The sequence below is a fragment of the Leucobacter holotrichiae genome (assembly GCF_055791005.1).
On record NZ_JBVUAC010000012.1, the window covers coordinates 34154 to 46675 of the forward strand.

The 12522-nt window shown below is 69.6% G+C and carries 16 protein-coding genes; 9 read left to right on the top strand and 7 right to left on the bottom strand.

Features of this window, described 5'->3' with window-relative positions:
* Window positions 1-31: 31 nt before the first annotated feature.
* Window positions 32-1003: a glycosyltransferase family 9 protein gene (locus AC0KXF_RS13555; protein ID WP_473109678.1), complete on the top strand. Its 972-nt coding sequence runs from the start codon at window positions 32-34 to the stop codon at window positions 1001-1003.
* Here the strand turns inward: AC0KXF_RS13555 and AC0KXF_RS13560 are convergent.
* A complete protein-coding gene (locus AC0KXF_RS13560; RefSeq protein ID WP_473109679.1) occupies window positions 962-1903 on the bottom strand; it encodes a sigma-70 family RNA polymerase sigma factor in 942 nt (313 codons plus the stop codon). The genes AC0KXF_RS13555 and AC0KXF_RS13560 overlap by 42 nt on opposite strands.
* A gap of 3 nt (window positions 1904-1906) precedes the next feature.
* The gene (locus tag AC0KXF_RS13565; RefSeq protein ID WP_473109680.1) at window positions 1907-2053 is read right to left on the bottom strand and encodes a hypothetical protein; all 147 of its coding nucleotides are present in this window, start codon (window positions 2051-2053) and stop codon (window positions 1907-1909) included.
* 247 nt (window positions 2054-2300) lie between these two features.
* On the opposite strand from AC0KXF_RS13565, the gene AC0KXF_RS13570 reads away from it, so the two are divergent.
* The 3 genes from AC0KXF_RS13570 (at window position 2301) to AC0KXF_RS13580 (ending at window position 5137) form a co-directional block, all read left to right on the top strand.
* Window positions 2301-2483: a hypothetical protein gene (locus tag AC0KXF_RS13570; RefSeq protein WP_473109681.1), complete on the top strand. Its 183-nt coding sequence runs from the start codon at window positions 2301-2303 to the stop codon at window positions 2481-2483.
* The gene (locus AC0KXF_RS13575; protein WP_473109682.1) at window positions 2480-3493 is read left to right on the top strand and encodes a cation efflux transmembrane domain-containing protein; all 1014 of its coding nucleotides are present in this window, start codon (window positions 2480-2482) and stop codon (window positions 3491-3493) included. Before AC0KXF_RS13570 ends, AC0KXF_RS13575 begins: the two co-directional genes overlap by 4 nt.
* A 123-nt stretch (window positions 3494-3616) precedes the next feature.
* Window positions 3617-5137 carry an FAD-dependent oxidoreductase gene (locus tag AC0KXF_RS13580; RefSeq protein ID WP_473109683.1) on the top strand — a complete coding sequence of 507 codons (1521 nt, stop codon included), beginning with the start codon at window positions 3617-3619 and terminating at the stop codon, window positions 5135-5137.
* Window positions 5138-5183: 46 nt separating this feature from the next.
* Here the strand turns inward: AC0KXF_RS13580 and AC0KXF_RS13585 are convergent, their stop codons facing one another.
* On the bottom strand, window positions 5184-5855 hold the full coding sequence (locus AC0KXF_RS13585) for a DUF6766 family protein (protein ID WP_473109684.1): 672 nt from the start codon (window positions 5853-5855) through the stop codon (window positions 5184-5186).
* Window positions 5856-6112: 257 nt separating this feature from the next.
* On the opposite strand from AC0KXF_RS13585, the gene AC0KXF_RS13590 reads away from it, so the two are divergent.
* Window positions 6113-6379 (top strand): DUF7218 family protein, encoded by a 267-nt coding sequence (locus AC0KXF_RS13590; protein WP_473109685.1) that lies wholly within the window; start codon window positions 6113-6115, stop codon window positions 6377-6379.
* A 39-nt stretch (window positions 6380-6418) separates the two neighbouring features.
* Here AC0KXF_RS13590 and AC0KXF_RS13595 read toward each other — a convergent pair whose 3' ends face one another.
* The gene (locus AC0KXF_RS13595; protein ID WP_473109686.1) at window positions 6419-6985 is read right to left on the bottom strand and encodes a hypothetical protein; all 567 of its coding nucleotides are present in this window, start codon (window positions 6983-6985) and stop codon (window positions 6419-6421) included.
* A 178-nt stretch (window positions 6986-7163) separates the two neighbouring features.
* On the opposite strand from AC0KXF_RS13595, the gene AC0KXF_RS13600 reads away from it, so the two are divergent.
* The 3 genes from AC0KXF_RS13600 (at window position 7164) to AC0KXF_RS13610 (ending at window position 8929) form a co-directional block, all read left to right on the top strand.
* Window positions 7164-7961: a glycerophosphodiester phosphodiesterase family protein gene (locus tag AC0KXF_RS13600; RefSeq protein ID WP_473109687.1), complete on the top strand. Its 798-nt coding sequence runs from the start codon at window positions 7164-7166 to the stop codon at window positions 7959-7961.
* 167 nt (window positions 7962-8128) lie between these two features.
* A complete protein-coding gene (locus AC0KXF_RS13605; protein ID WP_473110104.1) occupies window positions 8129-8368 on the top strand; it encodes a hypothetical protein in 240 nt (79 codons plus the stop codon).
* Between the two features lie 3 nt (window positions 8369-8371).
* A complete protein-coding gene (locus AC0KXF_RS13610) occupies window positions 8372-8929 on the top strand; it encodes a DUF6328 family protein (RefSeq protein WP_473109689.1) in 558 nt (185 codons plus the stop codon).
* Window positions 8930-8970: 41 nt separating this feature from the next.
* On the opposite strand, the gene AC0KXF_RS13615 is transcribed toward AC0KXF_RS13610, so the two are convergent.
* Window positions 8971-9132 carry a hypothetical protein gene (locus tag AC0KXF_RS13615; protein ID WP_473109690.1) on the bottom strand — a complete coding sequence of 54 codons (162 nt, stop codon included), beginning with the start codon at window positions 9130-9132 and terminating at the stop codon, window positions 8971-8973.
* Window positions 9133-9242: 110 nt separating this feature from the next.
* On the bottom strand, window positions 9243-9518 hold the full coding sequence (locus AC0KXF_RS13620) for a hypothetical protein (RefSeq protein ID WP_473109691.1): 276 nt from the start codon (window positions 9516-9518) through the stop codon (window positions 9243-9245).
* A 51-nt stretch (window positions 9519-9569) separates the two neighbouring features.
* Between AC0KXF_RS13620 and AC0KXF_RS13625 the strand changes: the two genes are divergently transcribed.
* Window positions 9570-10034 (top strand): MarR family winged helix-turn-helix transcriptional regulator, encoded by a 465-nt coding sequence (locus AC0KXF_RS13625; RefSeq protein ID WP_473109692.1) that lies wholly within the window; start codon window positions 9570-9572, stop codon window positions 10032-10034.
* Window positions 10035-10183: 149 nt separating this feature from the next.
* Here AC0KXF_RS13625 and AC0KXF_RS13630 read toward each other — a convergent pair whose 3' ends face one another.
* On the bottom strand, window positions 10184-12481 hold the full coding sequence (locus AC0KXF_RS13630; RefSeq protein WP_473109693.1) for an excinuclease ABC subunit UvrA: 2298 nt from the start codon (window positions 12479-12481) through the stop codon (window positions 10184-10186).
* Window positions 12482-12522 lie beyond the last annotated feature (41 nt).

Here is a 12522-nt window from a genome sequence, read left to right on the forward strand (position 1 = left end):
AGAAGCCGTGCTCTGTGGTAATGGGATCCCTATGCGACACACTGCAGACGACTCACCGAAGCTGCTCGCGCTGCGCGCCCTCAAACTCGGCGATCTGCTCGTCGCGGTGCCGGCGCTGAAGGGTTTGCGCCGCGGTTTCCCCGAGCACCGCATCATGCTCGCCTCGCCGGGCTGGCTCGCGCCGATCGTGCAACTGGTCGACGCCGTCGACGAGCTGCTACCGACACCCGGTCTCGACGAGCCGCTGCCCTTCGCCCCGGGCGACATCGATGTCGCCGTCAACCTGCACGGGAGCGGCCCCGAGAGTCGGGGCCGCGTCGATGAGCTGGGGGCGCGGCTCACGATCGCGCACAGCACCCCGGAGCGCCCCGACGGCGTGCCCTGGATCGACGGTCTGCACGAGCGGGAGCGCTGGACGCGGCTCGTATCCGCCTACGGCCTCCCCGCCGACACCGACGACCTCTCCATCGCCGTTCCCGAGGCACCCCCGCTCGTGGGCGGGGCCGCGATCGTGCATGTCGGGGCCTTCTACGGTTCGCGGCAGTGGCCGGTGGACCGGTTCGCGCGGGTGGCGAGGGCGCTCGCGGAAGACGGGCTGCGCGTGGTGGTGACGGGCGGTGCGAAGGATCGGGAGCGCGCACGAGCGGTGGCGAGGGCCGGGGGAGTGCCCGAGGAGGATGTGCTCGCGGGGAGGGCGGATCTCGCGGAGTTCGCCGCGGTCGTCGCCCGGGCGAGCGTGCTCGTCACGGTCGACACGGGAGCCGCCCACCTCGCCTCCGCCTACGGCACGCCCTCGGTCGTGCTCTTCGGACCGGCCCCTCCCGAGGAGTGGGGTCCGCCCGCGGACGGACCCCACCGCGTACTCACCGACGCGGCTCTGCGTCGCGGTGAAGCGTTCGCGGAGCAGCCCGATCCCGCGCTCCTCGCCGTCACCGCCGATGAGGTCGTCGCCGCGGCCCGCTCACTCCTGCACTCCGCACGCGGAGAGCTCCCGTCGCAGTGATGCGAGCCCGCGTCGGAGGAGCCGCGAGACCTGCATCTGGCTCACTCCGATCTCTGCCGCGATCTCGACCTGCGTCATATCACCGAAGTAGCGCAGGTGCACAGCACGGCGCTCGTTGAGCGGGATCGCGCGCAGCGCCGACCTGAGCGTGACCGAGAGGTCGACCCGCTCCTCCATGTCCTCGGGGTACGCCGGAAGCGCGTCTCCGAGCGACACGCCGGAGAGGTCGTCATCGCCGTCACCGGAGCCGACGGGGGCATCGAGCGAGAGCGCTTGGCGCCCGCCCATGCAGCGGAGCGCCTCGGCAACCCGCGCCGGTGTGCGGCGCACCTCCGTCGCGAGCTCGTCCACGGTCGGTTCGCGCCCCAAGCGCTGCGTGAGTGCGGGCACGCGTGCGCGCAGCTCGAGCGACAGCTCCTGGAGCGCGCGCGGAGGGCGTACCGCCCACGTCGCGTCGCGCAGGTAGCGCTTGATCTCGCCCGAGACGGTCGGCACGGCGAAGGCCGCGATTCCGCTCCCGCTGTCGGCGTCGAACCGCTGGATCGCCTTCGTGAGCCCGAGATAGGCGACCTGGCGCAGCTCGTTCGGCTCGACGCCCGACCCCTGAAAACGCCGGGCGATCGCATCGGCGAGGCCCAGGTACTCCACGATCACCCGCTGCTTCAGAGCGTGTCTGCGCTCGCCCGAGAGATCCGCGGCCGTCGCGAGGGCGCCTGCGGCGCGAGCGTCGCGCGCGATCCGCTCCCGGGCCCGGGGATCCGGATTCCGCTTCGGCTCAGGCGGGTCTCCGCGCTCTGCCTCGTGGGCCCGCTCGGGGCCCGGCTCCAGTGGCGCTGCCGCCTTGCGTGCCGGGGCGCTCGACCCCGAGGAGACGGCGTAGTCGACCAGCGCTGTCCGCATACCCTACCCCTCCTCTCCGGGGGCGGCTGCGGCCGGAGAAACGTCGGTCGGAGGCCCTGTCTGCACCGTGCCCGTGCGCAGTTCACGAGTGTCGCCCCGCGTCGTGCCGGGTTCGCCAGGTCGCGACGTCTTCGGATCATTCGTGCTCATGACTGCGCTCCTCTCTCATCCAGGGCGAGTACTACCCTGCGATTCCCGACCGTAACCGCGGTGCAGGAAGGCCCACGAGGGCTTGCGCTTCCAGGGGTGATGGGCTAGAGCGCGCATACGACGGGCCGCCCGATCTGTCAAGGCCTGGGCTGCTGGGCGGCCAGAGGTCACGATGTGATCCAGGTCGTCTTTCCGAAGCGCGAGCGAGAACGACGAGGCCTTTCATTTGCACAGGAGGTACCGGTCAGTGAGAAACGACACCCTGCAACTGCTTCCCCTGCTTCCGCTCGCCGAACTGCTCGGCATGACCGCGGAGCCGCCTCTCGGAGCGGAACCCGCCGTGCCCGGAAGCCCGGGCGACGCCGGCGAACCGGTGGCGGGCGCGGCAGCCGGACCCGATGTCGCGCAGCTGCGAAGCACCCGCCTATGAAGAGGGCCGGTTACCGGCAGGATAAGCGCGAGAACCTGCCGCGCGAGCAGCGCAAGGCCCTGCGGAGCGCCGTGCGCTGGCAGATCTTCACGATCTGCTACACGATCTGCACCATCACGATCGTGGCCTTCGTGATGGGCGATTCGCAGGCGATGCAGACGGCGTGGTTCGAGGACATGCTGTCGCTGCTGCCGCAGATCTCGTTCCTGGTCGCGCTCCCGTTCGTGCGCCGTCGGCCCGATCGCGAGCACCCGTACGGCTGGCACCGGGCGATGGGGGTCGGGCACCTGCTCGCCGGGGCCGCCCTGCTGGGGGTGGGGCTGCATCTCGCGATCGATGCCGGCAGCGGGCTCCTCTCCGGCGTCTTCTCCGGGGAGCGCACCGAGATCGGCGACGTGGAGATACTGGGGCACTCGGTCTGGCAGGGATGGATCATGGTGGCGGTCATGGCCGTGATCGTGATCGGTCCGGTCTGGCTGTACGGGCCGGCGAAGGCGCGCCTCGCCCCGGTGCTCCACAGCAAGCTGCTCTACGCCGACGCCGACATGGCGAAGGCCGACTGGCAGACCAATGTCGCATCCATCGCGGGAGTGCTCGGGATCGGCGCCGGGCTGTGGTGGCTCGACGGCGCGGCCGCGATCTTCATCGCCGTGGGGATCGTGCGCGACGGGCTGAGCAACTGCTCGGCTGCGGTGCAGGACCTGATGGATCGCCGCGCGCGCAGTTACGACGGCGAACGGTCGCACCCGCTGGGCGATGTGATCCTCGCCTACCTGCGCAGGCAGAGCTGGATCGCCGAGTCGGGCATCAGGCTGCGCGACCAGGGGCAGGTGTTCCACGTCGAGGTCTTCGTGCGGCCCGTCGCGCGCGAGGTGAGCATGGAGCGATTGGCCGAGCTCAGCGAGGGGGTGGCCGGACTCGACTGGAAGGTGCAGGACGTGGTGGTGGTGCCGGCCGATCCGATCCCCGACTACGCGGACCGTCTCGAGGATCGGGATCCCGCTCCCTGAACCTGTTTCCGTTCCGCTCCCTGCGCCTGCCGAGGGGAGCCCGCCCGCTCCACCGGCTTGCGGTTCGACACGGGGTTGTCAACGGGGTCGTCACCGCCGCAGCGTGCGCCTACAGTCGGCTGCATGACGCAGCAGTGGCAGACGACTTCGCTCTGGCGCCTGACCGGGCCGAGCATCGACTCCGACGAGTTCTCGGAGGAGGCGTGCGATGCGGTGGTCGTGGGCGCGGGGCTGACCGGACTCACCACGGCGGTGCTGTTGGCCCGTGCCGGGCAGCGGGTGACCGTGCTCGAGGCGCGGCGCGCCGGTTCCGTCACCACCGGCAACACCACGGGCAAGCTCAGCCTGCTCCAGGGTACGGTCTTCTCGGAGCTGCGTGCGCACGCCGGCGATGCGGCCCTGCAGGCCTATGCCGAGGCGAATCGTGAGGGACAGGCGTGGATGCTGCGCCAGCTCGAGGCCTGGGGTGTCGAGGCCGAGCGGCGCCCGGCCTATACCTACGCCGTCGATGGGCAGCAGCGGGATGCGCTCGAGCGTGAACTCGATGCTGCGGCGCTCGCCGGCGTGCCCGCGTTGGAGACCCGCGATACCGGCCTGCCCTTCGACACCGCCGGGGCCCTGATGCTCGAGGATCAAGCGCAGTTGCAGCCGATGACGGTGCTGGCGGCGCTCGCCCGAGAGCTGCGGGATCGCGGGGGTCGTCTCGTCGAGCGCTGCCGAGTGGTCGACGTCGAGCAGGACGAATCCGGGCTCCGGGTGCGGTCCACCCTGGGAGAGATCCCGACCGGGATCTGCGTGCTCGCGAGCGGGGTGCCGGTGCTGGATCGCGGCCTCTTCTTCGCGAAGCTCGAGCCCTCGCGATCCTTCGTCGCCGCATACCGCGGGGCGGCGCCGGGAAGCCCAGCCCTCCCGCGCGGCATGTACGTCTCAGCGGGCGCGCCGGATCGATCGCTGCGCACCGCGGTCGGTCGGGACGGGGAAGACCTGCTGGTGGTGGGCGGCGGCGCGCACGTGACCGGGCGCGCGAAGGACACCGGAGAGGCGCTGCGCGACATCGACGCCTGGACCGAGCAGAACTTCGGTGTGCATGACCGGGACTGCTGGTGGGCCGCACAGGACTATCGCACGCATTCCCGGGTGCCGTTCGCCGGCCCGCTGCCGCGCGGTGGAGGACGCATCTACACGGCCACCGGTTACAACAAGTGGGGTATGACCAACGCCGTCGCCGCGGCGCTCACGATCGCGGCCGACGTGCTCGGAGGCCATCTCGAGTGGGCGCTCGAGCTGCGCCGGCACTCCATGCGACTGCCCGAGGTGCGTGACGCGCTCGGGGTGAACGCCGGGGTGGCGGGGCGACTCGTCTCGGGGTGGGCCTCGGCGCAGAAGGAGACGATCGATGAGGCGATGCTGCCTGGCGAGGGAGAGGGGATGGTAGTGCGCGATGGCCCTTCCCCCGTCGGCGTCGCCCGGGTCGACGGGCGGCTCTGCCGGGTCTCCGGTGTCTGCACCCACCTCGGGGGCATCCTCAACTGGAACGCGGCGGAGCGCTCCTGGGACTGTCCGCTGCACGGATCCAGGTTCACGGCTGAGGGCGAGCTGCTGGAGGGGCCGGCAGTGCGCGATCTCGATCGCCCGGAGACCTGACGGTCGTCGTCATCCTGCGCGAGCGCCAGCGAGCCGCAGGATGACGCTACTCCGACTCGATGGCGGACAGTCGGTGCGGCACACCCACCGGTTTCGACTCGGAGGAGCCGCGCTGCCGCAGGAAGATCGAGAACGCCACCATGCACCCCACCGCGAGCAACTCGGACTGCCAGTTCTGGAGCGTGCGATTCCAGAAATCCGCGCTCAGCAGGTACTCGCCGAACGAGACCGGCGGCAGCCCGTGCTGCTCCTGCTCGGAGCTGTAGACCACGGCGCCCGCGGCGCCCTGCAGCGCCCACGAGGCGACGAAGATCGCCCCCATCGTGAGCGCGAGCGAGTTGCTGTAGAGCCTCCTTCGCCATCCGCCGACCCGGGCCCACTTGGGGGAGTCGGGCCTCGCGTAGGCCCCCACGAGCTGATCCTCGTCGCTGCCCAGCCCCTCGTCGCCCGACTTCTTCGACTCCGGCGAGCCCCGCTGCACCAGCCAGACCGTAGCCATGATGAACAGCAGGAATTGCAGGAACTCCGACTGCCAGTTCTCGGCCAAGTCGACTGCGAAATCAGAGGAGGTGACGAACTCGAGCCAGCCGCTCGGCGTCCCGCCGTGGCTGGCCTGCTCCTGGTTGTAGACGGAGAGCCCTGCGAAGGACTGGGCCACCAGCACGAGTACGAACGCCGCCGCGAAGACGAGCGAGAGAGCGTGATCCTTGATCCTCATGTCAACGCCCCGTCACCACGATCGCGAACATCGCGAGCAGGCCCACCAGCACCAACCCCATCCACAACCAGAACATCGTTTTCATATCGTGATCGTATGGCCGCCCTCGTTGCGAGGAACAGGCCCTTGCGGAGAGGGTCTCGGTTGTGCCAGGGGATGGGCAAGGAGGATACCCGCTGGGTCGACCGCTGTCGAGGGAGTGCGGGAAGGCCCTCCGGCCGCGTAGTGTCGACGCGAACGGAAAGGATGTGAGCACCGTGCCGAAGTCGAAGACACCGCAGTTGAAGGATCCCGAGCTCTACGACCGCCTGCGCAAGGAGGGCAACTCCGAGGAGAAGGCGGCGCGCATCTCGAACGCCGCGGCCAAGGAGGGCCGCTCGAAGGTCGGGCGCCGCGGCGGCAACGCCGAGGATTACGAGGATCGCACTGTCGACGAGCTGAGGCAGCGAGCGAAGGAACTGGGCCTCACCGGCTACTCGAAGCTGCGCAAATCCGAGCTCATCGACAAGCTCCGCAACCACTGACGCGGGGCACTGCGCTCGGCCGGTCCCGCGTCTCGAGCATCACCCCCAGATGCGATCCGACCGCCCGATCATGATCGAGATGATCACGGCGAGCGGTACGGCCCAGGTGAACACCATCAGCGCCGCCATCAGGCGCAGGCTGGCCGTGCGGCGCGCCCCGCTCAGACGCACCACGAGCATCGCGACCAAACCGACGACCGCCGCGACGATCCCGACCCCGCTCCAGACGGGGTCGAAGCGGGCGAGCAGTAGCAGCACGACCGTGACCACCACGGCCGCCACGGTCGACGAGATCAGCCATCGATCCGTCTTCGTGCTGTTCAGTGCGGGCTGGCGGCCCACCGTGGCGGGGTCGCTCTGCCCGCGATAGGGATTCGGCACCGATGCCTCGGCTTCGGGGGACTGGGTCGACCCGTCGAGGATAGGCCGATCCTGGAATTGCTCAGCGTGTGAAGGTCCCCTCACCGTTCCCTGCCCGGTGCCCGCGTCGAAGCGGGACGCCGGATGCGGAGGATCGGGGCGCTCCTCGAGCTGCCGCTCCTTGTCGTCGGGATCGAGCTGCCGGTCAGGATCGGATTCGTGCTGCGGATGTTCGTTCGCATCCATCGTCGGCTCCTCTCGCAGTCCTGGGCACGGCGAAGCCTTCGCCGTGCTCTATGGCCGAAGCTAACACCCGGGACCACGGCAAGTTCAGGGGTCGACAAACCCCGGGGTTTGGGCTAGCGCTGGCATACTGAGGGCATGTTCCGGATCGGCTGGCCATCCCTCGAGAACCGGGTCGCCCGTGCCCGGTGAACAGCACCCCTACTTCGGGGAGGGGAACTCGGGGGAACGGGCCGGCCCTCCCCGTGTGCTGGCGCACCGCGGCTTCGTTCCCCCGGAACTCGCCGCGGAGGGCGTGGCCGAGAACACCCGGACGGCGTTCGCCGCCGCGCTCGCCGCCGGGGCACGCTATCTCGAATCCGACTGCCGGATGACCGCGGACGGCGAGGTCGTGCTCTTCCACGACGCGGACCTTGCGCGCGTGATCGGCGAGCCGCGCCGGATCGCGGATCTACCGCTGAGGGAATTGTCGGCGATCATGGCCGAGCGCGGGGGTCTGATGACGCTGGCCGGCGCCCTCGAGGAGTTTCCGCGCTCGCGCTTCAACATCGACGTGAAGGTCGCGGGAGCGGCCGACGCGGCGGGGCGGATCATCGCCCCGCACGCACGCCGCACGCTCGTGACCAGTTTCTCGGACGCTACTCGCGTTCGCGCGCTGCGCTCCGCAGTGATTGCGGGCGGGCGCCCGGCCACCTCGGCGGGGCAGCGCGGCATCATCCGCTTGCTCGCCGCTCTCGCGGCCCGTTCCGCGCGACTCCAGGCCCGTGCGCTCGCGGGTGTTGACGCACTGCAGATCCCCGTGCGGCAGGGGCCGATCCGGGTGCTCACCCGCTCTCTCATCGATGCGGCGCATCGCGCGGGTGTCGAGGTGCACGTCTGGACCGTCAACGACCCGAACCGCATGGTCTCGCTTGTGCGTCGCGGCGTGGATGGCATCGTCACCGACCGCACCGATCTCGCCATCGCGGCGCTCGAGTGACGTTCCGTCACCCCGGTGGGGCTCCATTTACCTCCACCCGGGCACACGGGTCAACCCCGATGACGCGCGGCGCTTGCGCTTCTAGTGTGGAAGCGTCGCGGCTCGGATCCGACCTCACGGGCGGTCGGGCCGCGACCCGGCCCGGCGATCGCCGAGCTTGCCGTTCGATGACAGAGGAGGACGACGTGGCGCAGATCTGGGAGCAGAACGAGGAGAAGGACGAAGACGACGAACTGGTCGTCACCGAGCACCGCGATGAGGCCGAGCCCGCCGTCGAGCCCGAAGACGAGCAGGCCGTCGAGACGACGGAGCCGGATCCCCGTGCCGCGCTCGACGAGTTGGGCGAGGACGTGTCGTCTTCGCCGGCGCGTCGAGGGCACGAGGACATCGAGGAGTCGGAGGCCTGATCCGTGGACGAGCGGCGGGAGGAAGCTGCTGACGACGGCAGAGACGAAAGCGCGAACGAGCGCGCCGATCGCAATTGGAACGAGATCCTGCAGGAGGTGCGCGTCACGCAGACCTGCACGCAGATCCTCGGCGGTTTTCTGCTGGCCGTCGCCTTTCAGCGCCGCTTCACCGAGCTCGACGAGTACCAGCTGGTGCTGTATCTGGTACTCGTCGCACTCGCGGGGACCTCGACGCTGTTCGGGCTCTCGCTGGTGGTGGTGCATCGGCGATTCTTCGGTAAGCGGCAGAAGACCCGCATCGTGCGCGTCGGTAATCGCCTGCTCATGGCCAATCTCGCGGTCGTCGCGCTGCTCATCGCCGGTGTGACGAGCCTGATCTTCGACTTCACGGTGAGCCGTACGGCCGGCGTGGTCGCCCTCGTCGCCGCGCTGCTGCTGAGCTGCGCGCTCTGGCTGCTCGTGCCGCTCGGCGGTGCCGGCTCGGGTTCGAGCTCGGGCTCGGGCGCCGACGTGCGCTCGGGCTCGGGCGCCGACGTGCGCTCGGGCTCAGGCTCGGCCTAAGACTCCGACCGCTGCCCGAGCGTGAGCGAGGCCCACCCGGTTCACAGCATCTTGACGAGCGAGCGCTTCTTCATGAAATAGGCGGTGTGCTCGATCTCGCCGCGCTCGCGCTGCTGCTCGAGCTCGCGGATCGCGTCGATCACGAGTTCTTGGGCGGTGACCGCGGTGCTGCTGTCGAACACCACTTCCTCTCGGATCCTCATCCCGTCTCCTTCCGGTTCGAAGTGTCTGGGGCGAGCGTACGCCGTGCCTCCGACATTCTTCGCGAAGAGAGCCCGAGCCGTGCGAAACCGGGGCGGGCGAGAGGGGCCGACTACTCGGCTGCGGCGCCGGGAGCGGGGGAGGGGCACTTCATGTGGGTCGGCTTACCCGGGCCTCCGCGGTCGATGCGATGCTCCTTCATCGACTCGCCGCAGATCGGGCATTTCGGGTCTGCCGGCATCACGTACGGCGGCTCGTCGCGGTCGCCCAACTGTGCAGGCCCCTCGAACTGGTAGAGGAATCGCTGAATCGCCGCGTAGACGCCGGGCACGCCGTCGTAGGGGGTTTTGTGCCAGAGGTGACGCTTCTCGCGTTTTCGTTCGCCCACGAACGAAATGCTAGCACGTTCGTTCGTGGGCAAACGAGATACGATGTTGGAGTGGAAGCTCAGCCGGAAGACCTGCTCGAACTCGATCGACAGGTGTGCTTCGCGCTCGCGGTCGCCAGCCGCAGCGTCATCGGCGTCTACCGGCCTATTCTCGAACCGCTCGGACTCACTCACCCTCAGTACCTCGTGATGCTGGCGCTGTGGGGAGATGCCCCTCTCCGCTTCAGGGAGCTCGCCGAGATGCTGCGGCTCGACCCGGCGACGCTCTCGCCGATCATCAAGCGACTGGAGCAGTCCGGGCTCATCGAGCGCCTGCCCGTGGACGGTGACGAGCGAACCTTCTCGCTCGTGCCGACGGAGGCGGGCAGCGCCCTTCGCGAGCGGGCGCTCTCGGTGCCCCCTGCCGTGGTCGAGCGCCTCGGCGTGCCGCTCGAGCGCCTCATGGCGCTCCGCGACGAACTCGTCGCCGTGATCGATGCCGTCGATCGAGGCCCGCGAGACGGCCGGAGCGATTGAGCGGGGGCACGACTCCTCCAGCACCGATCGACGCTCGCGCACACCGAGTGCGGTGGATCGGTGTGCGTGAAGGTCGATCGGTGCGGGAAGGCAGGCCGGGGAGACTGCGGAGGCTGGGGAGGTTGCGGTGGCTGGGGCAGGGCCGGTCCTCAGCGAGCTGCGCCGGAGGCGACCCGCAGCGCAGCCCCCGTGAGCGAGTCAGGGTTCTCGGCGAGGGCGGCCGGCGGCCCCGTGAAGACCAGCCGTCCGCCGTCGGCGCCGGCTCCCGGCCCGATGTCGACCACGTGATCCGCCTCGGCCACGACGCGCAGGTTGTGCTCGACCACCACGAGCGTCGCTCCTCCCTCGACCAGCTCGGCGAACAGCGCGTTGATCCGGTCGACGTCGCTCGGGTGGAGGCCCGTGGTCGGCTCGTCGAGCACGATCCGCTCTGAGGAGAGATCGATCACCCCGCTCAGGTGTTTCGCGAGCAGCAACCGCTGCTTCTCGCCTCCCGAGAGGGTGTCGAGCGATTGCCCCACCGAGATGTAGCCGAGCCCCACCCGGTCGAGCCAGCGCATCTTCGCGGCGATCGCATCGTGCACCGCGAAGAGTTGCGCGACCCTCTCGGCGGTCATCCGCAGCACGTCGGCGACCGTGCGGCCATCGATCCGCACCGAGAGCGCCCGCTCGTTGAAACGTTCGCCGCCGCAGACCTCGCAGGGGGTCGCCACGTCGTCGAGGAACGCCAGCTCCGTGGTGATGTACCCCTTGCCCCGGCAGCCTGGGCACGCCCCCTTCGAGTTGAAGCTGAACCACGCCGGCTCGAGCCCCGACGCCTCCGCGAACGCGGCTCGCACGTCGTCGGCTACACCCAGCACGCTCAACGGCGTCGAACGGACGCCGCCGCGCAGCGGATCCTGACCGACCACCGTGAATTTCGGATGCTGTCGCGGCAGTTCCTCGGTCGCGAACGAGCTCTTCCCCGATCCCGCCACACCGGTCACGGCCGTGAGCACCCCGAGCGGTACGGAGACGTCGAACCCCGTCAGGTTGTGGGTGCGCGCACCGGACACCAGCACCTCGCCCCGGGCCGCGCGCGGCGCGTGCGTCAGCCGTAGAGGCCGCGCGAGCAGCCGCCCCGTCAGCGTGCCGCTCTCACGCAACTGCGCGGGGGTGCCCTCGAACTGCACGAGACCACCGTGCGACCCGGCTCTCGGTCCCATGTCGACCACATGATCCGCCACTCTGATCACCTGCGGATGGTGTTCGACAACTAGGACGGTGTTGCCGGCGTCGCGCAACCTGATGAGCAGCTGGTTGAGCCGCTGCACGTCGGCCGGGTGCAATCCGGTCGAGGGCTCGTCGAACACGTACGTGACATCGGTGAGCGCGCTGCCGAGGTGGCGCACGATCTTCACCCGTTGCGCCTCGCCGCCCGACAGCGTCGACGACTCCCGGTCGAGCGACAGGTAGCCGAGGCCGACCGAGAGCAGCGCGTCGAGGGAGCGCTTGATTCCCGCGATCGCGGGCTCCACCCGCGCGTCCTCGAAGCCGTCGAGCAGCCGCCGCAGCTCCGAGACCGACATCGCGGTCCAGTCGACGATCGACCGCCCGTCGATGAGGCTCGCCCGGGCCGCGGCATTCACCCGCGCCCCGCCGCATTCGGGGCACACCCGCTGCTCGGTGAGGCGATCCAGTTCCTCCCGCACCGGCTTCGAGATCTTCGACGGGCGGTTCTTCACGTACACGTCGCGCATGCGTGTGACGACGCCGTCGAAGCGGGCGGTCTTCGGGAAGCGGGGGTCCGGATTCGGCAGCTTCACCTGATCGGCGTAGAGGAAGAGATCCATCTCCTCCGCCGTGTAGTCCTTCAGCGGCTTCTTGCGGTCGAAGAGGCCGCAGTAGGCGAACCGCTTCCAACGGTATACGCCCGGCCGGAACTGGCTGAACCGCACCGGGCCCTCGTCGATGTTCTTCTCCGGATCGATGAGCGCCTCGACGTCGATGTCGACCACGGCGCCGAGACCTTCGCAGGCCGGGCACATGCCGCTCGGGTCGTTGAACGAGTAGGCGGGCGAGTAGCCCGCGTTCGGCTCTCCGATCCGCGAGAACACGAGGCGCAGCAGCGGTGCCACGTCGGAGGCCGTCGAGACGGTGGATCGCGCGTTGCCGGTGAACCTGCGCTGGTCGATCAGCGCGGTGAAGGTGAGCCCGCTCATCGACTGCACCTCGGGCGCCGCGAGCTGCGGCAGCCGGTTGCGCACGAAACTCGGGTAGGAGTCGTTGACGAGGCGCTGCGCCTCGGCCGCGATGGTGTCGAGCACGAGCGACGACTTGCCCGACCCCGATACGCCGGTGAACACGGTGAGCGCCTTCTTCGGAATCGTGAGGTTCACGTCTCGGAGGTTGTTGGTCGCCGCGCCGACGACGCCGATGCACTCGCCCGGATCCCCCATGCCGTTCATGGCTCGATCCTACGGGGCGCGGTTCCTGCCGCGACCGAGAC